General features: G+C 69.3%; 27 protein-coding genes. 15 read left to right on the top strand and 12 right to left on the bottom strand.

What is annotated here, in order from left to right; genetic code table 11:
* Nucleotides 1-13: 13 nt before the first annotated feature.
* The 3 genes from BKN51_RS17425 to BKN51_RS17415 all read left to right on the top strand — a co-directional run bounded on the left by BKN51_RS17425 (nucleotide 14) and on the right by BKN51_RS17415 (nucleotide 3,708).
* Complete coding sequence (locus BKN51_RS17425) at nucleotides 14-925, top strand: hypothetical protein (RefSeq protein ID WP_101613277.1); 912 nt, start codon at nucleotides 14-16, stop codon at nucleotides 923-925.
* Complete coding sequence (locus BKN51_RS17420) at nucleotides 922-3,165, top strand: heavy metal translocating P-type ATPase (protein ID WP_101608656.1); 2,244 nt, start codon at nucleotides 922-924, stop codon at nucleotides 3,163-3,165. Before BKN51_RS17425 ends, BKN51_RS17420 begins: the two co-directional genes overlap by 4 nt.
* Before the next feature lie 84 nt (nucleotides 3,166-3,249).
* Nucleotides 3,250-3,708 (top strand): ATP-binding protein, encoded by a 459-nt coding sequence (locus BKN51_RS17415; RefSeq protein WP_101608655.1) that lies wholly within the window; start codon nucleotides 3,250-3,252, stop codon nucleotides 3,706-3,708.
* 3 nt (nucleotides 3,709-3,711) lie between these two features.
* Here the strand turns inward: BKN51_RS17415 and BKN51_RS17410 are convergent, their stop codons facing one another.
* Nucleotides 3,712-4,314: a TetR/AcrR family transcriptional regulator gene (locus BKN51_RS17410; protein ID WP_101608654.1), complete on the bottom strand. Its 603-nt coding sequence runs from the start codon at nucleotides 4,312-4,314 to the stop codon at nucleotides 3,712-3,714.
* Between the two features lie 89 nt (nucleotides 4,315-4,403).
* On the opposite strand from BKN51_RS17410, the gene BKN51_RS17405 reads away from it, so the two are divergent.
* Nucleotides 4,404-5,453, top strand: a complete 1,050-nt coding sequence (locus BKN51_RS17405) for an NAD(P)-dependent alcohol dehydrogenase (RefSeq protein WP_101608653.1) — start codon at nucleotides 4,404-4,406, stop codon at nucleotides 5,451-5,453.
* 93 nt (nucleotides 5,454-5,546) lie between these two features.
* Here BKN51_RS17405 and BKN51_RS17400 read toward each other — a convergent pair whose 3' ends face one another.
* Nucleotides 5,547-6,434, bottom strand: coding sequence for a CPBP family intramembrane glutamic endopeptidase (locus BKN51_RS17400; RefSeq protein WP_233224201.1), 888 nt, complete (start codon nucleotides 6,432-6,434; stop codon nucleotides 5,547-5,549).
* Between the two features lie 161 nt (nucleotides 6,435-6,595).
* Between BKN51_RS17400 and BKN51_RS17395 the strand changes: the two genes are divergently transcribed.
* Complete coding sequence (locus tag BKN51_RS17395; RefSeq protein ID WP_146044425.1) at nucleotides 6,596-6,988, top strand: hypothetical protein; 393 nt, start codon at nucleotides 6,596-6,598, stop codon at nucleotides 6,986-6,988.
* Nucleotides 6,989-6,992: 4 nt separating this feature from the next.
* Here the strand turns inward: BKN51_RS17395 and BKN51_RS17390 are convergent, their stop codons facing one another.
* Nucleotides 6,993-7,562: a TetR/AcrR family transcriptional regulator gene (locus tag BKN51_RS17390; protein WP_101608650.1), complete on the bottom strand. Its 570-nt coding sequence runs from the start codon at nucleotides 7,560-7,562 to the stop codon at nucleotides 6,993-6,995.
* A 75-nt stretch (nucleotides 7,563-7,637) separates the two neighbouring features.
* Between BKN51_RS17390 and BKN51_RS17385 the strand changes: the two genes are divergently transcribed.
* Nucleotides 7,638-9,377, top strand: a complete 1,740-nt coding sequence (locus tag BKN51_RS17385; protein ID WP_233224199.1) for an ABC transporter ATP-binding protein — start codon at nucleotides 7,638-7,640, stop codon at nucleotides 9,375-9,377.
* Nucleotides 9,378-9,382: 5 nt separating this feature from the next.
* On the opposite strand, the gene BKN51_RS17380 is transcribed toward BKN51_RS17385, so the two are convergent.
* The 7 genes from BKN51_RS17380 to BKN51_RS17350 all read right to left on the bottom strand — a co-directional run bounded on the left by BKN51_RS17380 (nucleotide 9,383) and on the right by BKN51_RS17350 (nucleotide 14,551).
* Nucleotides 9,383-10,141, bottom strand: coding sequence for a zf-HC2 domain-containing protein (locus BKN51_RS17380; protein WP_101608648.1), 759 nt, complete (start codon nucleotides 10,139-10,141; stop codon nucleotides 9,383-9,385).
* On the bottom strand, nucleotides 10,104-11,327 hold the full coding sequence (locus BKN51_RS17375) for a PP2C family protein-serine/threonine phosphatase (protein WP_101608647.1): 1,224 nt from the start codon (nucleotides 11,325-11,327) through the stop codon (nucleotides 10,104-10,106). The genes BKN51_RS17380 and BKN51_RS17375 overlap by 38 nt, the downstream gene beginning before the upstream one ends.
* The gene (locus tag BKN51_RS17370) at nucleotides 11,324-12,322 is read right to left on the bottom strand and encodes an ATP-binding protein (RefSeq protein WP_101608646.1); all 999 of its coding nucleotides are present in this window, start codon (nucleotides 12,320-12,322) and stop codon (nucleotides 11,324-11,326) included. Before BKN51_RS17370 ends, BKN51_RS17375 begins: the two co-directional genes overlap by 4 nt.
* Nucleotides 12,319-12,744, bottom strand: a complete 426-nt coding sequence (locus BKN51_RS17365) for an ATP-binding protein (RefSeq protein WP_101608645.1) — start codon at nucleotides 12,742-12,744, stop codon at nucleotides 12,319-12,321. Before BKN51_RS17365 ends, BKN51_RS17370 begins: the two co-directional genes overlap by 4 nt.
* The gene (locus BKN51_RS17360; protein WP_101608644.1) at nucleotides 12,734-13,132 is read right to left on the bottom strand and encodes an STAS domain-containing protein; all 399 of its coding nucleotides are present in this window, start codon (nucleotides 13,130-13,132) and stop codon (nucleotides 12,734-12,736) included. Before BKN51_RS17360 ends, BKN51_RS17365 begins: the two co-directional genes overlap by 11 nt.
* Entirely contained in the window at nucleotides 13,129-13,998 is an 870-nt protein-coding gene (locus BKN51_RS17355; protein WP_101613276.1) for an STAS domain-containing protein, read from the bottom strand. The genes BKN51_RS17360 and BKN51_RS17355 overlap by 4 nt, the downstream gene beginning before the upstream one ends.
* Nucleotides 13,999-14,092: 94 nt before the next feature.
* Nucleotides 14,093-14,551, bottom strand: coding sequence for a MarR family winged helix-turn-helix transcriptional regulator (locus BKN51_RS17350; RefSeq protein ID WP_101608643.1), 459 nt, complete (start codon nucleotides 14,549-14,551; stop codon nucleotides 14,093-14,095).
* A gap of 133 nt (nucleotides 14,552-14,684) precedes the next feature.
* Between BKN51_RS17350 and BKN51_RS17345 the strand changes: the two genes are divergently transcribed.
* The 7 genes from BKN51_RS17345 (at nucleotide 14,685) to BKN51_RS17315 (ending at nucleotide 21,877) form a co-directional block, all read left to right on the top strand.
* Nucleotides 14,685-15,875 (top strand): PP2C family protein-serine/threonine phosphatase, encoded by a 1,191-nt coding sequence (locus BKN51_RS17345; RefSeq protein WP_101608642.1) that lies wholly within the window; start codon nucleotides 14,685-14,687, stop codon nucleotides 15,873-15,875.
* 83 nt (nucleotides 15,876-15,958) lie between these two features.
* Nucleotides 15,959-16,699 carry a GNAT family N-acetyltransferase gene (locus BKN51_RS17340; RefSeq protein WP_101608641.1) on the top strand — a complete coding sequence of 247 codons (741 nt, stop codon included), beginning with the start codon at nucleotides 15,959-15,961 and terminating at the stop codon, nucleotides 16,697-16,699.
* Nucleotides 16,650-17,642 carry an isopenicillin N synthase family dioxygenase gene (locus tag BKN51_RS17335; RefSeq protein WP_101608640.1) on the top strand — a complete coding sequence of 331 codons (993 nt, stop codon included), beginning with the start codon at nucleotides 16,650-16,652 and terminating at the stop codon, nucleotides 17,640-17,642. The genes BKN51_RS17340 and BKN51_RS17335 overlap by 50 nt, the downstream gene beginning before the upstream one ends.
* A gap of 70 nt (nucleotides 17,643-17,712) precedes the next feature.
* Nucleotides 17,713-18,744: an L-threonine 3-dehydrogenase gene (gene tdh / locus BKN51_RS17330; RefSeq protein WP_101608639.1), complete on the top strand. Its 1,032-nt coding sequence runs from the start codon at nucleotides 17,713-17,715 to the stop codon at nucleotides 18,742-18,744.
* The gene (locus BKN51_RS17325; RefSeq protein WP_101608638.1) at nucleotides 18,744-19,925 is read left to right on the top strand and encodes a glycine C-acetyltransferase; all 1,182 of its coding nucleotides are present in this window, start codon (nucleotides 18,744-18,746) and stop codon (nucleotides 19,923-19,925) included. The genes tdh and BKN51_RS17325 overlap by 1 nt, the downstream gene beginning before the upstream one ends.
* Nucleotides 19,922-20,836, top strand: a complete 915-nt coding sequence (locus tag BKN51_RS17320) for a LysR family transcriptional regulator (RefSeq protein ID WP_101608637.1) — start codon at nucleotides 19,922-19,924, stop codon at nucleotides 20,834-20,836. Before BKN51_RS17325 ends, BKN51_RS17320 begins: the two co-directional genes overlap by 4 nt.
* Nucleotides 20,837-20,875: 39 nt before the next feature.
* Nucleotides 20,876-21,877 carry a TerC/Alx family metal homeostasis membrane protein gene (locus tag BKN51_RS17315; protein WP_101608636.1) on the top strand — a complete coding sequence of 334 codons (1,002 nt, stop codon included), beginning with the start codon at nucleotides 20,876-20,878 and terminating at the stop codon, nucleotides 21,875-21,877.
* Here the strand turns inward: BKN51_RS17315 and BKN51_RS17310 are convergent.
* The gene (locus tag BKN51_RS17310; protein ID WP_101608635.1) at nucleotides 21,874-22,437 is read right to left on the bottom strand and encodes a TetR/AcrR family transcriptional regulator; all 564 of its coding nucleotides are present in this window, start codon (nucleotides 22,435-22,437) and stop codon (nucleotides 21,874-21,876) included. The genes BKN51_RS17315 and BKN51_RS17310 overlap by 4 nt on opposite strands.
* An 81-nt stretch (nucleotides 22,438-22,518) precedes the next feature.
* Here BKN51_RS17310 and BKN51_RS17305 point away from each other — a divergent pair, with 81 nt between their 5' ends.
* On the top strand, nucleotides 22,519-23,574 hold the full coding sequence (locus BKN51_RS17305; RefSeq protein ID WP_101608634.1) for an FAD-dependent oxidoreductase: 1,056 nt from the start codon (nucleotides 22,519-22,521) through the stop codon (nucleotides 23,572-23,574).
* A 75-nt stretch (nucleotides 23,575-23,649) separates the two neighbouring features.
* Nucleotides 23,650-24,840, top strand: a complete 1,191-nt coding sequence (locus tag BKN51_RS17300; RefSeq protein WP_101613275.1) for an HNH endonuclease signature motif containing protein — start codon at nucleotides 23,650-23,652, stop codon at nucleotides 24,838-24,840.
* Between the two features lie 389 nt (nucleotides 24,841-25,229).
* On the opposite strand, the gene BKN51_RS17295 is transcribed toward BKN51_RS17300, so the two are convergent.
* Entirely contained in the window at nucleotides 25,230-26,012 is a 783-nt protein-coding gene (locus BKN51_RS17295) for an alpha/beta fold hydrolase (protein ID WP_101613274.1), read from the bottom strand.
* Between the last annotated feature and the right edge of the window lie 222 nt (nucleotides 26,013-26,234).

The raw sequence follows: 26,234 nt of genomic DNA, 5'->3' as shown, positions 1-26,234 counted from the left end.
TAAGGACTGCACGATGAACACAGCAGCGAAGCTCTTCGCCTACGGTGTGGTGCTCGCCCTGGTCGCCGGTGGCGGCTGGGCGGCAGGCACGGCTGTCGGTCCGTTCGCCGGCGCCGCCGGTGTGCCCGGTGGCGAGGACGCCGGACATTCGGACACCCACAGCGGCACTGTCGCGGAAGCGGCGCAGGTCAAGCAGGACCATGAGCCCGCCGGGCTCGCGTCGTCCAGGGGCGGCTACACCCTCACGCCCACCACCACGACGCTCCTTCCGGGCACGACCCGTCCCTTCACCTTCCGGATCCTCGGCGCCGACGGCGCGCCGGTGACCGCCTACGACGTCGAACACGAGAAGCGGATGCACCTCATCGTCGTCCGCCGCGACACCGCGGGCTTCCAGCACATCCACCCCGAACTCGGCGAGGACGGCACGTGGTCGGTGCCGCTGACCGTGGGCGAGGCGGGGGTCTACCGTGTCTTCGCCGACTTCAAGCCCAGCGGCGGAGAGGCGACGACCCTGGGCGCCGACGTCTTCGCCGCTGGCGACTTCCGGCCCGCCGAGTTCCGGCCCTCGCACGTCGCCGAGGTCGACGGTTACCAGGTCCGGCTCGACGGCGAACTCGCGCCGGGCACGTCGTCGAAAGTGACGCTCACCGTCACCAAGAACGGCAGCGCCGTCACCGATCTGCAGCCGTACCTCGGTGCTTACGGGCATCTGGTGGCACTGCGCGGTGGCGACCTCGCGTACCTGCACGTCCATCCGGACGGCGAACCCGGTGACGGCCGGACCGCGCCGGGCCCCGCGATCACGTTCTTCGCCGAGGTCCCGACGGACGGCGTTTACCGGCTGTTCCTGGACTTCCGGCACGAGGACAAGGTCCGCACCGCCGAATTCACCGTCACCACAGGGGAAGGGAGTCACCGATGAGCACGCGGACCGAGCCTTCCACCGCCGAAGTCGAACTCGCGATCACCGGGATGACCTGCGCTTCGTGCGCCATGCGCATCGAGCGGAAGCTGAACAAGCTCGACGGTGTCACCGCCACGGTCAATTACGCCACGGAGAAGGCGAAGGTCAGCTACCCGGAAGGCATCGAGCCGCGGCTGCTGATCGAGCAGGTCGAGGCGGCCGGGTATTCGGCAGCTTTGCCCACTCCGGAAAAGGAAGAGGCCACAGCCGAGGAAGCCGATCCGATCGCACCGTTGAGGCAGCGGCTGATCGGTTCCGCCGTACTGTCGGTGCCGGTGATCCTGCTCGCGATGGTGCCCGCGTGGCAGTTCACCTACTGGCAGTGGATCTCGCTGACGCTGGCCGCGCCGGTGCTGGTGTGGGCGGCGTGGCCGTTCCACAAGGCGGCGTGGGCGAATCTGCGGCACGGTGCGGCCACCATGGACACGTTGATCTCCATGGGCACGCTCGCGGCGTTCCTGTGGTCGTTGTACGCCTTGCTGTTCGGCACCGCCGGAACGCCGGGGATGACGCACCCCTTCGAGTTCACCGTGCAGCGGATGGCCGGTGACGGCAACATCTACCTCGAAGTCGCGGCCGGTGTCACGACGTTCATCCTCGCCGGGCGCTATTTCGAAGCGCGGTCCAAGAGGCGCGCGGGCGCGGCCTTGCGCGCCCTGCTCGAACTCGGCGCGAAGGACGTCGCGGTGCTCCGCGACGGCGAGGAAGTCCGTGTCCCGATCGGTGAACTCGTGGCGGGCCAGGAGTTCGTGGTGCGGCCCGGGGAGAAGATCGCGACCGATGGGGTGATCACCGAAGGCGCCTCGGCGGTCGACGCGAGCATGCTCACCGGCGAGAGCGTTCCGGTCGAGGTCGTCACCGGCGACACGGTGGCCGGGGCGACGGTCAACGCGGGCGGCAGGCTCGTCGTCCGCGCGACCAGGGTCGGCGCCGACACCCAGCTGGCGCAGATGGCGAAACTCGTCGAGGCGGCACAGACCGGGAAAGCGCAGGTCCAACGGCTGGCCGACCGGGTTTCGGCGGTCTTCGTGCCGATCGTGATCGCGCTCGCCGTCGGCACGCTGATGTTCTGGCTCGGCACCGGCGGTTCGGTCGCGGCGGCGTTCACCGCGGCGGTCGCCGTGCTGATCATCGCCTGCCCGTGCGCGCTGGGCCTGGCGACGCCGACCGCGCTCCTGGTGGGCACCGGACGGGGCGCGCAGCTCGGCATCCTGATCAAGGGCCCGGAAGTGCTGGAATCGACCCGCGCGGTCGACACGGTCGTCCTCGACAAGACCGGCACCGTGACCACGGGGCAGATGTCGCTGGTGGCGGTCCACGTCGCCGAAGGCGTCGACACGGAGAAGACGTTGCGGCTGGCCGGGGCGCTGGAGAACGCGTCGGAACACCCGATCGCGCAGGCCATCGCCCGCGCGGCGCGGGAACGCACCGGGGAACTCCCGGCCGTCGAGGAGTTCACCAGCCTGGAAGGCCTTGGTGTGCAAGGGATCGTCGACGGTTCGGCGGTACTGGTCGGCCGGAACGCGTTGCTGGAGCAGTGGAGTCACCATCTGACCGCCGAACTGGCGGAAGCCAAGGCCGCGGAAGAGGAACTCGGCCGCACCGCGGTCGTGGTCGGCTGGGACGGTGAGGCCAGGGCGGTCCTGGTCGTCGCGGACACCGTGAAGCCGTCGTCCGCCGAGGCGATCTCCCGGTTGCGCGACCTGGGGCTCACCCCGGTCCTGCTGACCGGAGACAACGAGGCCGTCGCCCACGCGGTGGCCGCCGAGGTCGGGATCGGCACGGTGATCGCCGAGGTGCTGCCGAAGGACAAGGTCGACGTCGTCAAGCGGCTCCAGGACGAGGGCAAGGTCGTCGCCATGGTCGGTGACGGCGTCAACGACGCGGCCGCGCTGGCCCAAGCCGATCTCGGCCTGGCGATGGGCACCGGCACCGATGTCGCGATCGAGGCGGGGGACCTGACCCTGGTCCGCGGTGACCTGCGGTCGGCGGTGGACGCGATCCGGCTTTCGCGGCGGACCCTGCGCACCATCAAAGGCAACCTGTTCTGGGCGTTCGCCTACAACGTCGGCGCGCTCCCCCTGGCGGCGGCTGGCCTGCTCAACCCGATGATCGCCGGAGCCGCGATGGCCTTCAGCTCGGTCTTCGTGGTGTTCAACAGCCTGCGCTTGCGGGGCTTCCGGGGCATCGCGGCCTGACCGCCGTGGTTGATCGGCCGGCGTTCTGGGTAACCCGATCGTGCGACTTCAGCAGCGAGGTCGCACGATGGGAAGGGTGGCTCCATGATCAGTATCGCGGAGCATCCGGTGCCGGGAACCTGGGTGCTCGACCTGCGGGCCACGACGCCACGGGCGTTGCCGGACATGCGCGCCTGGGTGGTCAGATGCCTTCCCGATCTCGGCGAGGGCCATCGTGACGACGTCCTGCTGGCGGCCACGGAACTGGTCGCCAACGCGTACGTGCACGGTGGTGGCGCACGCCACATCCAGCTGTGGCGGGGCGTCTCACCGTGCGCGGTCCGCATCGAGGTCGCGGACATCAGCGTCGAACAACCCAGGGCACGCCGCTCGCAGATCGAGGATCCCCGCGGACGCGGGCTGCTCGTCGTGGACGGGGTGGCGGTGCAGTGGGGTGTCCGGCGTGAGCGGCTCCGCGGCGGGAAGCTCGTCTGGGCGCATATCCGCTGCGATGGAGACTGCCCGGTCCACGCTCGGGCCCCGCGAGACCGCCGCCGTCTTTGAGCGTCACATTTTCGCGCGGCCCTCGATGGCCGCGCGGGCGGCGTCGATCGACTTGCGGACGACGACTTCGGTGGAATACCCCTGTTTCTTGAAGACGCCGTCGAGATAGAACGTGCCGTAGCCGTGTGCCTGGGTGAACAGCTGCTCCATCAGTTCGAGACCGGCCTGCGGCCGGTCGGCGACGGTGAGGCAGAGCATGACGAACTGGTCGGTCAGGCGGCGGGTCTGCTCGTGCAGCGCGGCGTGCTCCGGTCCCTGCAGGCCGTCCGAGTAGATGATGTTCATCCCGGCGCGGCGCTCGATGAGGTACTCCGTGTACGCGCCGGCGGCCGCCGCGAGCGCGGCCACGGGCTCACTCTCGGCCTCGATGGCCTCGTGCACCCTGTCGGCCAGCTGGCAGGCGACTTCGCCCGCGATCGCGGCCAGCAGGCTCTCCTTGCCGGGGAAATGCCGGTAGGGCGCGCCGGGGCTGACCTTCGCGCGTCTGGCGACTTCAGCGACGGAGAACGCGCCTAATCCCTGTTCGGCGATCAGGTCGAGCGAGACCCGCACGAGTTCGGCGCGAAGGTCGCCGTGGTGGTACTTGCCGCCCATGTCGTGGATCACACCGTTCCGGTCGCGGAATATGTAAGAGCCCTCTTACGCTAGTTGTAAGTGACCTCTTACATGGTCTCACTGTTTTCACGGAGGGTTTCATGACGACGACCACGCACGCCATTGCCGCGCCGTCCCCGGGTGCCGCGCTGTCACCGACGACGATCGAGCGTCGCGACCTGCGTCCGGACGACGTGCTGATCGACATCGCGTACGCGGGGATCTGCCACAGCGACATCCATCAGGTGAAGGAGGACTGGGGCAGCGCGATCTTCCCGATGGTGCCCGGCCACGAGATCGCCGGCGTCGTCGCCGCGGTCGGCGCCGGCGTGACGAAGTACCAGGTCGGGGACCGTGTCGGCGTCGGCTGCATGGTCGACTCCTGTGGCGAGTGCGAGTACTGCCTCGCGGGCACCGAGCAGTTCTGCGTCAAGGGCAACGTCCAGACCTACAACGGCGTCGGCTTCGACGGCGAGAACACCTACGGCGGATACAGCCGTCAGGTCGTCGTGAAGGACTCCTTCGTCTGCCGGATCCCGGAGGGGATCGGCCTCGACGTCGCCGCCCCGCTGCTGTGCGCGGGCATCACCACCTACTCCCCGCTGAACCGCTGGGGTGCCGGACCGGGCAAGAAGGTCGCCGTCGTCGGCCTCGGCGGGCTCGGCCACATGGCGGTCAAGATCGCCGTCGCCATGGGCGCCGACGTCACCGTGCTCAGCCAAAGCCTGAAGAAGCAGGAAGACGGCCTGAAGCTCGGCGCGAAGGACTACTTCGCGACCGGTGACGCGTCGACGTTCCAGACGTTGCGCGGCCGCTTCGACCTGATCCTCAACACCGTTTCGGCGACACTGCCGATCGACTCCTACCTCGGCATGCTGCGGGTCGGCGGGGCGATGGTGAACGTCGGCGCGCCCGGCGAACCGCTGTCCTACAACGCTTTCTCGCTGCTCGGCGGGAACAAGGTGCTCGCCGGTTCGATGATCGGCGGGATCGCCGAGACGCAGGAGATGCTCGACTTCTGCGCCGAGCACAAGATCGGCGCGGAGATCGAGACGATCTCGGCCGACCAGGTGAACGTGGCCTACGACCGGGTCGAGAACAGCGACGTCCGCTACCGGTTCGTCATCGACGCGGCGACCATCGGCGCGTAGCCGGTCCAGGGGGTCGTGAGTGGCGATTCGGGTTAGAACCCGAATCGCCACTCACGACCGACCCGACCTGCCGCTTCCGCCGCTCTGGTCGCCTCACATCAGCAGCAACGGCAGTGTGTTCATCGCGGTGTGCACGGCGATCGGCGCCCACAGGTTGCGGTAGCGGGACCACAGGTAGCCGGTGAACAGGCCGAAGAACCCTTGGAAGGCAACGATCGCGCCCAAGGTCAGGGGGAGCCCTCCCTGACCGTGTGTCGGCAGGTGCAGCCAAGCGAACAGCAGCGACGCCAGCAGGATTCCCGGCCAGCGCCCGAAAAGCGCCTCCAGGCGGGTCTGCAGCATGCCGCGGAAGAAGACCTCTTCGAGTACGTTCGCGGTGAAGAAGGTCAGCGTCGCGCCCACCGCGAGGAACACCGGGTCGGGATAGTCCTCGGCGGTGGGGAGCGGCGGGGCGAGCGGGCCCAGGACGTACAACCAGCCGAACACGACCACGGCCGGGATCGGCGCGAGCCACTGCCAGGTCCGGCGAGGCCGCCACGTGAGCCGGAACGGATCCGGTTCTCCCGATGGTCGCAGGATCCGCAAGAGAAACAGTGGCAGCAGCAGGAAAACGAGCGGTTTGGCGAGCGCCCAGATGTCGCGGACGAGCGCTTGATGTCCCGCCGTGGACACCAGGAACAATGCCAGTGGCCACAAGAAGGCGATGAGCGCCAGGGCCGTCGCCTGCTTGCTCAGCCCGCGCCGGTCGGTCACCTCGGGGAGCAGTCTGGGTGCGTGGAGCGGGACCCCGTGGACCAGCAGGATCCCGATCAGCGCGGGAATCAGGGCGCCCGCGAGGGAGAGCCCCTTGTCCGAATCCGCGGACGGCTTGATCGTGTCGTGCCCGGTCGCCAGCAGCAGTGCGGGGGCGGCGGCGAACACCGCGACCCCGCCGACGAGGACTCCCCAGGCGACACCCGAACGGGTGCCGGTTTTTTCCATCACCGGAAAAGGATCATCGAAGCGGGGCGTGCCCGCGTCATCCTTTCGGACGACTTCGGTCGGCTCAGCTCTCCCCTTCTGTGCTGCCCTTTTGGCCCTTGTCCTGGTTTCCCGATCTCGCCAAGCTGCTCTTGTCCCGAACAGACAGGGGAGTGGTCGTGGTGAAGTCCTGGAATGCGCTGGGGATCGTCGGGGCGAGCGCGCTGTGCGCCGCCGGGATCGCGGTGGGAACGGCCCCGCCCGCCGACGCCGCGGCCAAGGCGAGTTACACGTGGCTGGACCTGGTCACCGGACGGGGTTACAGCGGTACCACCGCCCGGCTGTCCGGGAACGAAGCCGAAGTGCCTCCGCGGAGCCCGTCGCTGGACTGCCGGGATCCGTATCTTTCCGGATCGGGTTACGCGCTTTCCTGCTGGGGAGACGACTTCCACGTCTTCGTCGACTGTTCCGACGGCGACCGGTACGCCTACGGCCGGGGCGCGGGGGAGTACCGGATCATCTTCACCTGTCCCAGTGGCGCCACCGCGCTGCGCGGCGGCGCCTACGGCAACTGAGGAATCAGCCGACCGCGATGACCTTTTCCAGGCTGCGCAGGCACAACGTGAGCGCTTCGTGCTTCGGGGTCTTCTCCCGGACCATCTCCCACGCCGTGTAGAGCAGGCTCCACAACAGCTGCAGCAACCACTCCTTCGTCATCGCCGGGTCGACCGTGCCCTCGCGGTGCCCGCGTTCGATGAGCCCGAGCAGCACGCGGTCGTCGTCGCTCTCCTCCTGCCATTCGGGCCGGGTCATCAGATCCGGCATGGTGAACAGCAGCTGGAAGACGTCGGCGTGTTCGAAGTACTCCTGACACAGCCTCGCCAGCGCCGCCGGGACCGGGCCTTCGTCGAGCCGGGCCCGTTCGGTGCCTTGGGAGATCTTGTCGAGGGCGTCGTGGCTGATGGCGTCGATCAGGTCCGAGCGCTCCGCGAAGTACCGGTGCACCGTGGTGCGCCCGACGTTCGCCGCCGCCGCGATGTCGGCCAGCGTCGCGCTCGGCTGTTTCGTCAGCTTCTCGATGGCCGCGTCCAGGATCGCGCGCCGGGTCCTCGCCCGGACACCCGTCTCGGTGACCACACCCTCACTCATGGCCGGTACCGTACCTCGCTCCCCGATCCGGAACTCGCTTGACGATTTTAGAACACGCGTGTTCCATTGGGAACCATGGACACTCCACGATTGAAGGTGCTGTGGTCGTTCGCGCGGCCACACAAGGGGGCACTCGCGATCGGCCTCGTGCTCGCCCTGCTCGGCTCCGCGACCGGCCTGGCCACGCCCATGGTCACGAAGTGGGTGCTCGACTCGCTCGGCTCGTCGGCTTCGCTGGCCGGACCCGTGCTGGCACTGCTCGGCCTGATGCTGGTGGGCTCGGTGATCTGGCTGACGCAGTGGATCCTGCTCGGCACGGTCGGCGAGCGGGTGGTGCTGAAGGCGCGGGATTCGATGGTGCGGCGGTTCTTCCGCGCCACGATCCCGGCGATCACCAAGCGGCCGACAGGGGAACTGGTCACCCGCGTCACCTCGGACACGGTGCTGCTGCGCGAGGCGGCCTCGTCCAGCGTGATCGGCCTGATCAACGGGGTCGTGATGCTCGTCGGCACCCTGGTGCTGATGAGCGTGCTCGACCCGGTGCTGCTGGGCACGACGGTGGCGGCCGTGGTCGTGGTGATCGCGCTGTTCGCGTGGCTCATGCCCGCCATCGCGAAGGAACAGGAGAAGGTGCAGGACCGGGTGGGCAGGCTCGGCGGCGTGCTGGAGGGCGCGCTGCGGGCGATCCGCACGGTGAAGGCCAGCCGCGCCGAAGCCCGGCAGTCCGAACGGATCCTGGTCGACGCGGAGGCCGCCGCGGTGCACGGCGTCCGCGCGGTGCGGCGGCAGGCCGTCGCCTGGGTGGTGGCGTGGTCGGGAATCCAGGGCGCGATCCTGGTGATCCTCGGCCTCGGTGCCTGGCGCGTCGGCGCGGGCCTGCTCGAGGTGTCGAGCCTCATCGCGTTCCTGCTGTACGCGTTCGCGTTGATGGAGCCGATCACCGAACTGAGCCAGAACATGACCGCGTTGCAGTCGGGGATCGCCGCGGCTGGGCGGATCCGGGAGATGGACGCGATGGAGATCGAAGAGGACAAGGTGTCCTCGCGGCCGGAAACCGGGCGCGAGCAGGACGGCCCGGTTCTGGAACTGCGCGGGGTGACCGCGGGCTACGGCGGCCGACCGGCGCTGCGGGACGTCTCGCTGAAGATCCCGAGGCGCGGGCACACCGCGATCGTCGGGCCGTCCGGCGCGGGCAAGACCACGATGCTGTCGCTGATCATGCGGTTCGTTCAGCCGCAGTCGGGTTCACTGCTGCTGGACGGGCGTGAGTACGCGGACCTGCCGTACGCGGACGTGCGGACACGGCTGGCCTACGTCGAGCAGGAGACGCCGATCGTGCCGGGGACGATCCGCGAGAACCTGCTCTTCACCCATCCCGACGCGACCGAGGAAGAGGTGCTGCGGGCACTCGGTGAAGTCCGCCTGAGCGACAAGATCGCCGCCCTCGAAGAAGGGCTGGACACGCCGCTGTCGTCGACGTCGGTGTCCGGCGGGGAACGCCAGCGGATCGCGCTGGCCAGGGCGATCCTGCGCACGCCGGACGTCGTGCTGCTGGACGAGGCGACCGCGCAGGTCGACGGCCGGACCGAAAGCGCCATCCACGACTGCATCCGGCGGCGGGCCGCCGAGGGCGCCGTGGTGACCGTGGCGCACCGGCTGTCCACGGTGATCGACGCGGACACCATCGTGGTGATGGAGGAAGGCCGCGTGCGGGCGAGCGGCAGCCACGAACGGCTGCTCGCCACCGACACGCTGTACCGCGAACTGGTGGAGGCGCTGCGGATCGCGGGGGAGGGTGCCCCGGTCCCCGGCTGATCCGCTCAGGCGGAGACGGCGCGGACCCCCGGCGGCATCTCGCGGTTGACCTCGTCGAGCCGGGTGGCGACGGTCCGGCAGGGTTCGCAGCCGGCGAGATGCGCGGTGATCAGGTTCGCGCGGCGGCCCGGCACCCCGCCGCGGAGCCAGGCGCCCATCCGGCGCCGCGCCTCCTGGCAGCACGGCGTTCCCGTTTCGGGGACCTGTGCCTGCAGGAAGGCTTGGCGCAACCCTTCACGGGCGCGCAGGGCCAAGACGGAGGCGCCGTTGGGGGACACCCCCAGCAGCGGGGCCACCACCTTCGGCGAGTCGCCTTCGGCCTCGGTCCGCCACAGCACGGTCCGCCAGCGGCCGGGGAGCGCGCAGTAGGCGGTCCACGCCAGGTGAGCGTTCGAGCGGAGGATGAGGAGCTCCTCCGCGCCCACGGCTCCGGCGGCCACTTCGATCGCCGGAGCCGTGCCGTACAGCTCGACCCGCTTGCGGTGGTGGCTCCACTTGGCCACCAGGTTCCGCATGGTGACGGCGAGATAAGGGCGGAGGTTGTCCCGGGGGCCGCCTCCGGCGCGGATGACGCCCAGGACGCGCACGAAGGCCTCGGCCACGAGGTCGTCCCGTTCCGCGGGCTCGGTGACCCAGCCCGCGGCGAGACGGCGGAGCGGTTCGGCGTGCCGCCGGAACAACGCTTCGCCGGCGGCGATGTCACCGGCGCGGAAGGCGTCGAGCAGCTCAGCGTCCGCTGCGTCCGGTTCGACGTCGTCCCTCATCCGGGTCACCGTAACCCGCCGAACGGCGGATCGCGATGACCACGGTGTCATCGGCGTGCAGGACGATGTCGAGCATCTCGGTGGCGAGGACGTCCGGGATCTCCGAAGTCGGCCGCCCGGCGTTCCGTCGCGCGGCCGCGAGCAACCGGATTTCGCCTTCGTGGAAGTCTTTGCGGCTTTCGACGAGCCCGTCGGTGTAGATGACGAGCAGGTCGCCGTCGGCGAGGGTGCGGTGGACGAGGCTGCGGCTGCCGGGATCGGGGAAACCGATACCCCGGCCCGAAGTCTCCGCCGCGAGCAGCTCGGTGCCTTCGTCGGTGACCAGCACCGGACGGGGGTGGCTGCCGTTGGCGAAGGTGACTTCGCCGGTCGCCGGATCCAGCCGGGCCAGCAGTACGGTCGCCATCAGATCGGGTTCGATCGTCGCCAGGGTGCGCGCGGTCCGGCCGATCAGATCGCGGAACGGATGGCCTTCCAGCGCCAGCGTGCGGATGGCGTGGGTGACCGTCAGCGCGTGCCGGGTCGAGGTGACGCCGTGCCCGACCGCGTCGACGAGGGTGATGTGCACGCAGCCGTCGGGCAGCACGAACCAGTCGTAGAGGTCCCCGCCGGTCGGGGAATCCTGCTGGCTCGGCGCGTAGTGCACGGCCAGTTCGAAGGGGCCGGCGGGCGGTGGCGGCGGGCGCAGCGCGTCTTCGAGCTCGCGGAAGATCACCGCGTGCGCCTTGCGGAGCTGCTCGTCCCGTTCTTCCAGTTCGACGTACATCGCGAGGACGCCGCTGTTCGTCTCGGCCAGTTCGTGTTTGAGTTCGCGCTGGTCCTTGGCGACCGCGTCGGCGCGGGCGACCAGCGCCAGCATCTCGTCCCTGGTGGCCACTTCGTCGTCGTCCGCCGCCGGAACGGGCTCGGCGCCCGCGTCGAGATGCCAGGTCAGCCTCGTCCCCTCGCCCGCTGCGGGAAGCAGGGGGAGCGTGGTGCGCTGACGACGCCCGACGGGCCGGGACGATTCCAGCGTGACGGACAGCCGCCCGTCGGCCATGGTGGTCGAAAGCTCCGGCGCGGGACCGTTTTCGGCGAGCAGGGACACCGCGAGCACCAGCCGGGCGCGTTGTTCGGCCGGGACCCCGGCGGCCGCGCACACCTCGCGCACGCGACGGCGTAACCGGACGACGGAAGTGTCGGTCACGGAAGCCCCTTTCCCGGCCCGAAGGCGATCAACGCGGCGTCGTCGCGAAGGTCGCGGTGACGGTGGGCGAGATCCGCGGCGAAGAGCGTGGTGGCCGGGAGCGGGCCGAGCGCCGCCGGACCGCGCCAAGCGGCGCCGATCCCGTCGGTGTGCAGGACCAGGAGTTCGTGGCCGGTCAACGGAAGTGCCCGCACCCGGATGGACGGCAGGGTGAAGCCGACGACGCCGGGGATGCTCAGCAACGGCTGCGTGTGTCCCGGCGTCAGCACGAGACCGCCGATGTTGCCGACGCCGCAGAACTCGAGCCCGCTCTCGGAGAGCCGGGCGAGCGCGACCGCCGCGCCACGGGTCTGCCGCAGCGTCCGGTGCATGGCGTTCAGGTGCTCGGGCAGCGGCCGGTCGGGATCGCGGCGGAACACGGCGATCGCGGCTTCCGCGGCGTCACTCGCTTCGGGGCCGTGGCCGAGTCCGTCGACGACGACCGCCGTGCGGACGCCGGGCATCGCCGAGACGGCCAGCGCGTCACCGCACCGCTCTTCGCCTTCGCGGGGGAGCCGGACGTGCGCGAAATCGGCGATTTCGTGTCCCGGCGCGAGGATCCTGGCGGCCGCGACGGTGCCGACCCCCGCCGCGGAGCGGATGCGGAACTCGGTCGCGAGCCTGCCGACGGCGCCGAGTCCGGTGCCCAGTGTTTCCGTGGTGCTGTTGCCGTCGACGCGCCAGTGGTCCAGATCGGCCATCCCCGGGCCGGTGTCCACGGCGTGGATGTCCACCCCCGGCCCGGCCAACGAACGCTGGACGAAGACGGCGCCGCCGCCGGCGTGCTTGTCGAGATTGCTCGCCAGTTCCGAGGCGACGACGGCGGCGCGTTCGGCGAGAACCTCGGGAAGCCCCGCCTCGGCCGCGACTTCGCGAGCGGCTCGCGTCGCCGCGTAGACCGCGCTGATGTGGTCGATGTGGATCAGCCGGGTGAGCGACGCGTCGGCGACGGTCATGGCTTCCAGCGGACGACGGTGACCGTGGTGCCCTCGCCGGGCACGGTGTCGATGGTGAACTCGTCGACCAGCCGCCGGGTGCCGCCGAGGCCGTGCCCGAGACCGGCGCCGGTGCTGAAACCGTCGGTCATGGCCAGCTCGACGTCTCCGATACCGGGACCTTCGTCGCGGACGGAGAGGGCGAGCCCCACCCGCCCCCGGCGGTCCCGGACGACGGCGATGGTCATCGTGCCGCCACCGCCGTGGATGTAGGCGTTGCGCACGAGTTCGCTGGCGGCGGTCACGATCTTCGTCTGGTCGACGATCGAGAAGCCCGCCGCGACCGCGTCGGCCCGCACCGCGTGCCGGGCGGTGAGCAGATCCTCTTCCGCGCGCACGGCGTGTTCGCGCGCTTCGGGGGCCGTGAGCTCGTCAGGAAGCACGAGGCGCCTCTTCGGCGGCCTCGGCGGGACGGCGCCACCCCAGCATTTCCATGGCCTGTTCCGCGTTGAGCGCGGTCTGGACGCCGGTGAGCTGCAATCCCAGTTCGGACAACGTGATCGCGACGGCGGGGCGCATCCCGGCGACGATCATCCTGGCGCCGAGGAGCCGCCCGGTGGCGGCCAGTTCCATCAGCACCCTGGCGACGAACGAGTCGATGATCTCCAACCGGGAGATGTCGAGGATGACCCCGCGGATCCCTTCCTCGGAGATCCGGGCGGTGAGTTCGCCGGTGAACCGGAGCGCGGTCGTGTCGTCCAGATCGCTGAGCAGCCCGCTGATCAGGATGTCCCCGAGCCGCAGGATCGGCAGTCCCGCCTGGGCGTTCACCCGGTCACCACGCCCGGCCGGGCGTGGTCGTCGATCAGCCGCATCGCGGAGGCCAGCGCGTCGGCGAGCGAACCGCGGGTTTCGATGTGCGAGAGGTCGATGCCGAGCTGGGTGACGGTCTGCGCGATCGACGGCCGGACACCGCTGATCAGGCATTCCGAGCCCATGAGCCGGACGGCGCTGACGGTCTGCAGGAGGTGGTGCGCCACCGCTGTGTCCACTGTGGACACGCCGGTGATGTCGATGATCGCCACCCTGGCCTCGTGGGCCTGGATCGCCTCCAGGAGGCTGCTCATCACCACCTGTGTGCGGGCGCTGTCGAGGGTGCCGATCAGGGGGACCGCCAAGACCTGGCGCCACAGCCGCACCACCGGGGTGGACAGTTCCAGCATCTGCTGGTGCTGGCGGCGGATGATCTCTTCCCTGCCTTCGACGTACACCGAGAAGGTGAGCAGGCCCGCGGCGTCGAGGAAGCGGTTCACCTGCAGGGCGGCCTGGTAGCGGACCTCGGGATCCTCGGTGCGGCGTTCGAGGGCGGCGAGCGTGGTGCGCTTGAGCGCGAGGATCGCCATGGCGGTGGAGGTCGGCGCGGCACCGGCGCGGGCACGGCGTTCGGACAGCCCCCGCAGCGCGGCGCGGACGGCTTCGTCGCGGTCGACGATCCGTTCCAGGCGTAGCTCGGTACCGAGGGCCTCGCGAAGCGCTTCGAGGAGTTCTTTGGCCTCGCGCCGGAGTTCCTGCTCGCCGGTCCACGCGGGCGAATCGGTCAGCTGCCGTCGGACCCAGTCCTCGACCAGGCCTTCCTGGTCGGCGTCGAAGATCCGCGACAGCAGGTCCCGGACGGCGGAGTCGTCGGTCCCCTGCACCACACCTCCACGGTGTTCGTGTCGTGCGAGCACGACTGTTGTCATATGACAACAGTGACCCTACTCCAGTGGCGGCGTGGACACCCTCCGGGCGTCAGAACCCCGCCGCGGCCTCGCGGAACTCGCGCAGCCCGGCGGCGAGCGCGGTCCTGGCCTCCGGAGTGAGCTTTCCCAGCACCGACTCCAGGCTTTCGCGGCGGCGTGCCCGCAGGTCACGCAGGTACGCGCGGCCTCGGTCGCTGAGCCGCAAGGTGACCTCGCGACGGCTGTGCGTGCCGGGCAGCCTGTCGACGAAGCCGACGGCTTCCAGCCGGTCGCACAGGCGGCTCACCAGCGGCGGGGTCGAACCCAGCAGCTCGGCGAGGGCGCGCAGGTTCAGCCCGTCGTGGTGGTCGAGAGCCACGACAGCGCGTACCTGGGACGTCGACAGCGGACGCGGTGACGCCTCGCGAGCGCGTTCGAACATGATCTCGAGCAGCTCGGCCGTCTCGGCCACCGCCGCCGCCACCGTTTCGGTGCCGGGCGGCTCGGAGGACCGATTCACGACACCCACTCTCGCATCCTTATGCTGAACTTGTCAGCTCAGCACATCGCGGCACGCCCACCGGCCGGTCCGCCAACGCGGTGCGGACGGCTTCGCCGGTGTCCGAGTGAGACGCCGGTTCCCGGTGTGCGGAGGCGACGACGTGGACAGATCCTTGGCGGTCGAGCGGATTCTGAGAGGCGTCCAGCCGCACCAGTTGCTCGACGGCCTGCGTTCGGCGCTCAGGGAGCATTTCGGCGCCGTGGCCGTCGACCTGCTGATGGCCGACTACAGTCTCGCGGAACTGCGGCGGGTGACCGTGCTGCCCTACACCACCGACCCGGTCTCGGTGGTGGGTACGACGGCGGGCGAAGCCTTCACCACGCAGGGCGCGACGTTCGAGACCGTCGAGGACGGCATTCGCGCCCACCTCCCGGTCTCCGTCCGCGGCGATCGGCTCGGCGTGCTCGCCGTCACCCTCCCCGAAGACCAGGAACCGCCTGTCTGGGCCGAACTCGGCCGGTTCGCCGAGGCACTGGCCCACGAGGTCTTCGTCGCCGATCGCGACACCGACCTCTACGTACAGGCACGCCGGTCGTCCCGGCTCACGCTCGCCGCCGAAATGCAGTGGCAGCTGCTCCCCGGCCGCGCGTGCGCCCGCCCCGAATTCGCCCTCGGCGGGCAGCTCGAGCCCGCGTACGCCATCTACGGCGATTGCTTCGACTGGTCGGCCTCCGCGAGCAAGCTGTCGGTCACGCTGGTCAACGGCATGGGGGACGGTGCGAGCGCGGCGCTGCTGACCAATCTCGCGATCAACGCGCTCCGCAACGCGCGGCGGGCCGGGATCCCGCTCGACGCCCAGGCCGAACTCGCGGACCAGGCCCTCTACGCCCAGCACCGGGGCCAGGAGCACGTCGCGACCCTCCTGCTGGAGTTCGACCTCGCGACCGGCGCGATCGACGCCGTCGACGCCGGATCGCCCCGCCTGTGGCGGTTCCGCGACGGCAAGGCCGACCGGGTCACCTTCGACGAGCAACTGCCGCTCGGCACCTTCGAGGACACCGCGTACACCGTGGAGCGCCTGCAAGCGCTGCCCGGTGATCGCTTCGTGTTCGTCAGCGACGGCGTCTACGGCGTGGAGGGCCCGCACGGCGAGCTCTACGGAGACCGTGAACTGGCCGAAGCCATCGTCGCGACCGCGGACCTGCCCGCGGCCCATGTGCCGAGGGCGGTGCTCGCCGAGCTGGGCGAGCACCGGGGCGACGGTCCCGCCGCCGACGACGCCATGGTCGTCTGTCTCGACTGGTTCGGGCCGAACCCCGCCGCCGACCTCGCGGTGACCGCCGGATCCTGAGGCCGCTCGGCCGTCCGGCGTCGTGCACGTGTTCAGGATGTGGGAGCGGGAATGAAAGGCCGCCCGCCGATGTCGCAGCCGTCATGGTCACCCCTTTCGATGATCCGGCCTGGGCCTCCCTGACCGGCCCGCACGCCCACTTCGCCGAACGCCTCGGTCAGGTCCTGCGCTACCAGGTCGATGTCGCCCCCTTCTTCGCGCTGCCACCCGAACCGGACGACGGCGTGTGGGCCGACGTCGCCGCGTTGGCGGGCCCTGGCGAGGCGGTCACCGTCCACAGCACACTGCCCGTCCCGGCAGATTGGGAAGTCCTCGGCAGGATCGCCGGGGTCCGGCTGGTCGACGTCGCGCTCGAAGTCGCCGAGGATCCCGAAGCCGTCCGGCTGGGACCGGAGGACGTCCCGGAGATGCTCGACCTCGTCGAGCGGACCAAACCGGGACCGTTCCGGCAGCGGACCATCGAGTTGGGGACATACCTGGGAATCCGGCGCGGCGGCGCGCTGATCGCGATGGCGGGGGAGCGGCTGCACCCGCCCGGCTGGACCGAGATCAGCGCCGTTTGCACCGACGCCGCGTATCGCGGTCAAGGGCTGGCGACCCGGCTCATCCGCGCGGTGGCGGCGGGAATCCGCGCTCGCGGCGAGCGGCCGATGATGCACGCCGCGGCGACCAACACGTCCGCCATCCGCCTGTACCAGTCGATCGGTTTCGAGCTGGCACCGCGACCGGACTTCGTGTCCGTCCGTGTCCCCGAAAACACCGAAGGAGGACTTCATGACAGCGTTGCCCGTGATCGATCTCTCGCGGTTCCGGGTTCCCGGTGATCGCGAGGCGTTCCTGGCCGATCTGCGCCGGGCGGCTCGCGAGGTCGGGTTCTTCTATGTCGTAGGGCATGGCGTGCCGCCGGAACTGTCCGAAGGGATCTTCTCGGTGGCGCGCCACTTCTTCGCGTTGCCCGAGGCGGACAAGCTCGCCATCGAGAACGTCGAGTCCCCGCAGTTCCGGGGATACACCAGGACCGGGAACGAGTACACCGGCGGTTCCCGCGACTGGCGGGAGCAGATCGACGTCGGCCCGGAGCGCGAAAGCGCCGAGCCGGCGCCCGGCGATCCGGCGTGGGCACGGCTGATCGGCCCGAACCAGTGGCCCGAGGCGGTGCCGGAGCTACGGGAGGTCACCTTGGCGTGGCAGGCGGAGGCGTTGCGGGTGAGCCGCGAGGTGCTTCGCGCGCTCGCGGCGAGCCTGGGGCAGGACGAGGGCTACTTCGACGCGTGGTTCGACGACGAAGCCGCCACGCACCTGAAGATCGTCCACTATCCGCCGAGGCCCGCCGCGGATGAACAGCAGGGAGTCGGCTCGCACAAGGACTACGGCTATCTCGCGCTGCTGCAGCAGGACGAAATCGGCGGCCTCCAAGTGCAGGGAGACGACGGGGGCTGGATCGACGCCGTGCCGGTGCCGGGCAGTTTCGTGGTCAACATCGGCGAGATGCTGGAGATCGCGACCCAGGGCTACCTGCGGGCGACCCGGCACCGGGTGCTCAGCCCACCTGCCGGCGTGGATCGCTACTCGGTGCCGTTCTTCCTCGCGCCGCGTCTCGACGCCGTCGTCGAACCGCTGGAACTGCCCGAAGATTTGGCCGCCGCCGCTCGAGGGATCAGCCAGGACGCGGACAACCCGTTGCTCGCCTCGTACGGCGAAAACGCCCTGATCGGATGGTTGCGTTCGCATCCGAAGGTGGCGAAGCGCTGGTACCCCTCCTTGTGAAGACACGCTAACGAGCGAATTCAGAAACTCGCGATGGACTGAACAGCGCCGCCGGGCCAGACTTCGCGCAATGAAGGCATTGGTCAAAGCCGACCGGGCACCAGGGCTCGAACTCACCGACGTTCCGGACCCCGCGGTCGGCCCCGGCGACGTCGCCGTCCGCGTGCTGCGCGCCGGGATCTGCGGTACCGATCTGCACATCGACTCCTGGGACGACTGGGCGGCGCGCACCATCGCCGCGCCGCTGGTCATCGGGCACGAGTTCGTCGGCGAGGTGGTCGAGATCGGCCGGTCGGTGACGACGGTCAAGGTGGGCGACCTGGTCAGCGGCGAGGGGCACCTCGTCTGCGGGAGCTGCCGCAACTGCAAGGCGGGCAGGCGGCACCTGTGCGCCAGGACCAAGGGCCTCGGCGTGCACACCGACGGCGCGTTCGCGCAGTACGCGGTGCTGCCCGAGATGAACGCCTGGGTGCACCGCACCAAGGTCGACCTGGACATCGCCGCGATCTTCGATCCGCTGGGCAACGCCGTGCACACCGCGCTGTCCTTCCCCGTCATCGGGGAGGACGTGCTGGTCACCGGCGCCGGCCCGATCGGCATCATGGCCGCCGCCATCGCGCGGCACGCGGGCGCGCGCAACGTCGTCGTCACCGACGTCAGCGAGCACCGGCTGGAACTGGCCCGCAAGGTCGGCGTCGACCTCGCGCTGGACGTCTCCTCCTCGACCATCGCCGACGCGCAGGAACGGCTCGGCATGGCCGAAGGCTTCGACGTCGGCATGGAGATGAGCGGACGGCCCGAGGCGCTGCGCGACATGATCGCGAACATGTCCCACGGCGGCCGCGTCGCCCTGCTCGGCCTCCCCGCCTCCGACGTGTCGGTGGACATCGCCGCCGTCGTGCTGAAGATGATCCAGATCAAGGGGATCTACGGCCGCGAGATGTTCGAAACGTGGTACTCGATGTCCGTGCTGCTGCAGGCGGGACTGGACATCTCGCCGGTGATCACCCACCGGTTCGGCTACACCGAATACGAAAAGGCGTTCGCCACGGCCAGGGAAGGCCGTTGCGGCAAGGTCATTCTGGATTGGACGGAGAACTGATGTACGGCGCGATGCGCGACGACCTCAAGGCCGGGCTCGCCGAAATCCGGGAAGCCGGGCTGTACAAGGGTGAGCGGGTGATCCGGGGACCGCAGCGGGCTTCGGTCAGCGTCGCCGAAGGCGAGGTGCTGAACTTCTGCGCCAACAACTACCTCGGCCTCGCCGATCACCCGGCCCTGGTCAAGGCCGCGCAAGAGGCGCTGGACCGCTGGGGCTTCGGCATGGCGTCGGTGCGGTTCATCTGCGGGACGCAGCAGCCGCACAAGGAACTCGAGGCGAAGCTCTCGGAGTTCCTGAGCACCGAGGACACGATCCTCTACAGCTCCTGTTTCGACGCCAACGCCGGGCTGTTCGAGACGCTGCTGACCGACCAGGACGTCATCATCTCCGACGAGCTGAACCACGCGTCGATCATCGACGGCGTCCGGCTGTGCAAGGCGAAGCGGATGCGGTACCGCAACCGCGACGTCGCGGACCTGGAGGCACGGCTCAAGGAGGCGTCCGGCGCGCGCTACCGGATGATCGCCACCGACGGCGTGTTCTCCATGGACGGTTACCTCGCGCCGCTCGACGAGATCTGCGCGCTGGCCGAGCGCTACGACGCCCTGGTGATGGTGGACGACTCGCACGCCGTCGGCTTCACCGGCCCGACCGGTCGCGGGACGCCGGAACTGTTCGGCGTGCAGGACAAGGTCGACGTGCTGACCGGCACCCTCGGCAAGGCGCTCGGCGGGGCGAGCGGCGGCTACACCTCGGGCCGGGCGGAGATCGTCGAGATGCTGCGGCAGCGTTCCCGGCCGTACCTGTTCTCCAACTCGCTCGCGCCGTCGATCACCGCCGCGGCGCTCGCCACGCTGGAACTGCTGGACGAGTCGAGTGAACTGCTGGGCAAGCTGCGCACCAACACCGAGCTGTTCCGGCGCCGGATGACCGAGGCGGGTTTCGACCTGCTCCCCGGTGAGCACCCCATCATCCCGGTGATGATCGGCGACGCCGCCAAGGCGGGCAAGATGGCGGATCTGCTACTCGACCAGGGCATTTACGTGGTCGGTTTCTCGTACCCGGTGGTTCCGCACGGCAAGGCCCGGATCCGGACCCAGATGTCGGCGGCGCATTCGGCCGACGACGTCAACCGTGCGGTGGACGCGTTCGTGACAGCAAGGTCCATGATGGACGAATGATCGATCCGCGACGGCTGCGGGTACTGCGCGCCCTCGCCGACCACGGCACCGTGACGGCGGCGGGCCAGTCGCTGCACCTGACGCCGTCCGCCGTCTCCCAGCAGCTGGCCGCCCTCGAAGCCGAGTGCGGCCAGCAGCTGTTGAGACGGCGGGGCAGGCGGGTTTCACTGACCCCCGCGGGTGAATTGATGGTGGTGCACGCGAACGCCGTCGCCGCCGAACTGGAACGGGCGCGGGCCACCCTGGCCGCGCTCGACACCGGTGTCCAGGGGATGGTGCGGCTGGCGAGTTTCGCCTCGGCGATCACGATGGTCGTCGCACCGGCGATCGCCGCGCTGCGCGCCGGTTCCCCCGGGGTTTCGATGCAGGTGCAGGACGTCGAGGGGCACGCGAGCATCCCGCTGCTGCTCGACGGCGAGGTCGACCTGGCGATCACCGAGGAGTACCGGCTCTCGCCACGGACGGATGAGAGCAGGCTCACCCGGTTCCCGTTGTACGCGGAGCCGTTCGACGCCGTGCTGCCCACGGCGCACCGGCTGGCGGATGCGTCCGAAGTGGACATCGACGAACTCGCCGACGACGACTGGATCGCGCCGAAACCCGGGAATCCCTGCCGCGACGTGCTGATGATCGTCTGCGCCAACCCGGCGATCCGGCACGTCTCCGACGACTTCCACGCGATCACCACCCTGGTCGCCGCCGGTGAGGGCGTGGCCTTGGTGCCGCGCAACGCTTTCACCGCCGTCCCCGGCGCTGTCGCCGTCCCGTTGCGCGGCGAGCCGCCGCTGCGCCGGGTGTTCGCCGCGGTCCGGCGGGGGAGCGTGGATCATCCGCTGCTCAAGACCGTTCTCGCGGCACTGCTGGACGCGGCCCCCCGGCATGCGAATGCGGACCCGGGGACTCGCCCTTAGGATCGGGGCACCTGCCGTCGAAAGAAAGACAGGGCGCGGATGCTCCAGATCGATGGCCTCACCTGGATCGTCACGATCGGGTTGATTCTCGGGCTGCTGGCACTGGATCTCGTCCTGGCGGCCGTGCGGCCGCACAAGGTCGGTTTCGGCGAAGCGGTGGCCTGGTCGGTCGGCTACATCCTGGTCGCGGTGGCGTTCGGCGTCTGGCTGACGCTGGCGCACGGCGGCGACTTCGGGCAGCAGTACTTCGCGGGTTACATCGTCGAGAAGAGCCTGTCGGTCGACAACCTCTTCGTCTTCGTGATCATCATGAGCACCTTCGCGGTTCCCGAGGAACATCAGCACAAGGTGCTCACGTTCGGCATCGTGGTCGCGCTGATCATGCGCGCGATCTTCATCGCGCTCGGTGCCACACTGCTTTCGTTGTTCTCCTTCATGTTCCTGCTGTTCGGATTGCTGCTGATCTACACCGGGATCCAGCTGTTCCGGCACCGCGACGAGGATCCGGACATCGAGAACAACGTGGTGGTGCGGACCGCGCGCCGCCTGCTGCCGCTGTCCAAGGAGTACGACGGCGGCAAGCTGTTCACCCGTCTTGAGGGAAAGCGGGTGGGCACGCCGCTGGTGGTGGTGCTGCTCGCGATCGGCGGGATCGACCTGCTGTTCGCGCTGGACTCGATCCCGGCCGTCTTCGGCGTCACCGACGAGCCGTACTTGGTCTTCGCCGCCAATGCCTTCGCCCTGCTGGGCCTTCGCGCGCTGTACTTCCTCGTGAAGGGCCTGCTCGATCGCCTGGTGTACCTGTCGGCCGGGCTCGCGGTGATCCTCGGGTTCATCGGGATCAAGCTGATCCTGCACTGGGCCCACGTCGACATCAACGACAGCGTTCCGGAGATCTCGACGCCGGTCAGCCTCGCGGTGATCATCGGCATTCTCGTCGTGGTGACCGTGGCGAGCCTGCTCAAGACCCGCAAAGATCCTTCCGCCAAGGCGCATCCGGGCTCGCTGCGCGCCTCACGTCCCCCTTCCGAAGACGACTAGCGCCAGCCGTGGGCGAGGAGGTCGAAGATCTCCTCGACACCCTTCCGGGGGTCCGGCGTTCCCCGCGTGAGCGCCGGGATGTCCAGCACGAACCGCGCGAGCGCGCGGCAGGCGGTATCGCCGGGGTCCGCGCCGGTGTCTTCGGCGATGGCGGCGCCGAGGGCCGCGGCGTGCCGGGTCCACATGCGCTCGCCGTACTCCTGCAGCGCGGGGGTGCTGTTCACCAGTTCGGTGAACTCGGCGTACTGGGGATGCTCCGTGAGCGGGAGCCAGGTGGCGAGCACGTACTCGCGCAGCGCCTCGACGATGCTCTGACCCGCCGCGCGCTCCCGTACGGCCGCGATCAAGCGCTCTTCCCGGCCCTGGGACTCGTCGAAGACCAGTGCTTCCTTGCCGGGGAAGTGCTTGAACAGCGTCGTGGTCGACACGTCGGCCGCCTCGGCGATGTCGCGGATGCTCACCTGGTCGTAGCCCCGCTCCAAGAAGAGGTCCAGCGCGGCGTCCGCGAGCGCCTGACGGGTCGCGGCCTTCTTGCGTTCACGCCGTCCCGGTGTCTCCATGAGCGCAGTCTAGCGCATGAGTTGTCACAGTCACTAAGTTGACTCGTTGCACTTTTTAACTCGTTCTGCTTTTCTGGGTTCATGACGATCAGCATCATCGGAGCGGGCCCCGGCGGCCTGACCTGCGCCCGCATCCTGCAGAAACACGGCATCCCCGTGACGGTCTACGACCGCGACACCCATCCCCACGCCCGTAACCAGGGCGGCACCATCGACCTGCACGCGGACGACGGCCAGCTCGCCCTGCGCGAGGCAGGCTTGCTCGACGAGTTCGTCGCGCTCGCCCGTCCGGAAGGGCAGGAGATGCGCAAACTCGATCCCGCCGGAAACCTCTTGGAGCACCACGTCCCGGACGAAGGCGAACTCTTCCGGCCGGAGATCGACCGAGGACGGCTGCGCGACCTCCTGCTCGACTCGCTCGAGCCGGGCACCGTGCGGTGGGGGCGGGCGCTGGACAAGGTCGACGGCTCGCGATTGTCCTTTATGGACGGGACGGCCGTCGAAACGGATCTGGTCATCGGTGCCGACGGCGCATGGTCGCGGGTCCGTCCGGCGGTGTCCTCGGCCGTCCCGGAGTACGCCGGGATCACCTTCCTGGAAGCCTGGTTCGACGACGTCGAGAACGCGCACCCCGAACTCTCCGCCCTCGTCGGTCAGGGCAGCGCCATGGCGGCAGACGGCGACCGCTGCCTGTTCGCCCAACGCAACGGCGGTGACCACATCCGGGTCTACATCGTCCAGCGCCTGCCCGCGGACTGGGTCGGCGCCGGCGACACCCCGGAGCTCCGCACCCGGCTGCTCGACACGTTTTCGGGCTGGGCGCCGAAGATGCTACGGATGATCACCGACAACGACGGGCCGTACATCGATCGCCCGCTGTTCGTCCTCCCGGTCCCGCACACGTGGGAGCACTCGCCGACGGTGACTTTGCTGGGCGACGCCGCCCACCTGATGCCGCCGCTCGGCGTCGGCGCCAACCTGGCCATGCTCGACGCCTGCGAACTCGCCCTCGCGCTGGCCGGCTCCGCCACGATCGGCGATGCGGTCGCCGCTTACGAGAAGATCATGCTGCCCCGGTCGGTGAAAATGGCCCAGCAGCTCGAAAACGGCGCCGAGGGATTGCTCGATCTGGACTAGTGTTGGTTCTCCCGGTTTCCGGAAAGTGTCGGTGGTCGGTTGTAGGTTCATCGGGTGGTTACTGTTGAAGCCTTTATGGCTCCCTTGAAGGAATTTCCTGATCCTCGCACGTTGGGTGACGAGGAGTGTGTCGCGTTGGCGCAGGCTTTGTCGGCTGATATCGCGCGGTTGGAGGCGGTGCGGTTTCGGGCGGTCGCGCAGTTGTCTCGGCATCGGGATGGTGCGCGGAGTGTGGTGCAGGAGGTCGCTTTCGCTCTGTCTGTTGTGGACGGTCATGCGGGTGCGATGGTCGCCGCGGCGGAGGCGTTGACGACTCGTCTGCCCCGGACCTTGGGGTTGATGGAGCAGGGAAAGGTGGGTGGGTTCGGGGCGATGAAGGTCGCGGCGGCGACGGCGTGGCTATCGGATGAGGATGCGTTGGCTGCTGATGCGTTGTTGGAGGATCGGTTGCCGGGAAGGAATTCCGATCAGATTCGGAAGGCTGCGGGTCATGCGGCGTTGTCGGTCGATCGTGACGGTGCTGCTCGGCGGGTGGAGCGGCATCGTGAAGGGCGCCGTCTCACCGTGAGGCAGGGTGAGACGGGGGTGGCGTCGATCGAGGTCGAAGACGGCCCTGCGGAGAAGGTTGCCGCGGCGTATGTGCGGATCGATCGTGAGGCTCGGGCGTTGAAGACCGGTGGTGAGACTCGCACGCTGGACCAGTTGCGGGCGGATGTGGCGCTCGATCTGCTGTTGGGTGGTCAGGGCGGCAAGGCCGAACGGGCGGAAGTGTTCTTGTATATGGATTTGTTCACGTATCTGGGGGTGAAGGATGGTCCGGCGGAGCTGGCTGGGCATGGTCATCTTCCGGCCACGTTGGCGCGGGAGATCGCGACCGGTGCGGGCACGGTGTTGCGCAGGATCATCACCGATCCGTTGTCCGGGCAAGTACTCGACCTCGGCCGCGACCGATACCGTCCCACTGCGGGCCTCGACGAGTTCGTCCGGGTTCGCGACCGTGAGTGCCGAAGACCTGGTTGTCACCGTCCGGCGCAGGCCTGCGATCTCGATCATGCGGTGCCGTGGGAATTCGGGGGCCATACCGATGCTGATGAGCTGATCGATCTGTGCCGTCGTGATCATCGGTTGAAGGATGAGCCTGGGTGGGTCTATCGGCTTGCGGCTGACGGCACACTGACCATCACCACGCCTACTGGGCAGTCCTATGACAGCGCGCCGCCGCCACTACACGAACCCCGCCCGGCTGAGGAACCACCGCCATTCTGAACCGTTGCCGCGAAACGGCCACGACGCCAGTGCGGCTGTGGATCTCCTGATGGCAGCGACCGTGCCCGACGAACTGCCGCGTTCTCGGCCGTTGCCGAAATCTGGCTATGGTCCGATCGTGGAAACTGGTCCCATGTCGGCTCCACCAACAGCAACCGTGATCGCCGCTCCTGTCGAAAGCCGTGCCACCCATCGCCAAAAAACGGCAATTCCTCACCCCGCAACAGAATCGGTTTGGAGATGCCCGCCGTATTCACTATGGAAGTGTTCCGATTCCATCATGCTGCGGCGGAGGTGCATCACGGCCCCGGACAGCAGTTGGACCGTCAGATCCCCCCCCCGGTTGAGAAAGAGAAATCCGCGATGGGCACATAGCCGGTCGGCACGGTCTAACCCAGGAAGTCGCTGACCAGATCGCTCGCCTCGGGACGGCATTCGTCGAAGTAGGCGTGCCGCGCCCCGGCGAAGAGACGCATCCGCGCGTCGGGAATCCGGTCGGCCAGCAGGGGCGCGTTCGCCGGCGGTGCGAGCAGGTCGTCGTCGCCGTGGAGGACCAGGGTCGGCGCCGTGATGTCCGGGAGCGCGGCCCAGGCGTCGTGGTTGTTGCTCGCGACGAGATGTCCGCGGACCGCGTGCGGCGGCATGCCGTGGGCGCCCAGCACCCGGTACGGGCCGGGGTGCGAGGCACGCCAAGCAGGCGTGTACATCAGGTTTTCCAACGTTTCCCGTGCTTCGGCCGAGGAGCGCCGGGCGAGGGCCAGCCGCACGTCGTTCGACCGCTCGACACCGTGCGTGCCGCCCGGCGAGGTGCAGCCGAGGACGAGCCGTCGTACCCGGTCCGGATACCGCGCGGCGACCCATTGCGCGACGCGGCCGCCCATCGAGGTTCCGTAGACGTCGGCCACTTCGACGCCGAGTTCGTCGAGGACCGCGATCACGTCGTCCGCGAAACCTGTTGTGGAGTAAGCGGAATCGGGTGCGTCGCTGGCACCGGTGCCGCGGTAGTCCATGGTGATCGTGCTCGGGAAGTCCCCGCGCGTACGGTCCCACCAGGTGTGGTCGTTCGCCTGCCCGGCCAGCAACACGAGCGGCCTGCCCGTGCCGTGCCACTGGTACGCCAGCCGGGTGCCGTCGGTGGCGACGGCGTGGCCGGTGCGGGGGAGCGTGGTCATCCTTCTCCTGTTCGGTCTTCCCAGAGCCGGGCCGAGGGGCACGGCCGTCGTCAACGGTGCCGCGAGCCGCTCGGCGGCGGTCTCCAGCAGGCCGACCGTGACGATCCCGGGGGTCGGGACCAGTTCGGCCCTGGCCCGGTCGAGTTCGGTGAGCGCCCGCCGGGCCCGTTCGACGAGTGTCGTGCCCGCCTCGGTCAGGCGCGTCCGCTCGAACAGCGACAC

The organism is Amycolatopsis sp. BJA-103 (assembly GCF_002849735.1).
Taxonomy (GTDB): Bacteria; Actinomycetota; Actinomycetes; order Mycobacteriales; family Pseudonocardiaceae; genus Amycolatopsis.
The sequence above is the reverse complement of the archived record's forward strand: the minus strand, read 5'-3'. Positions and strand labels throughout refer to the sequence as shown.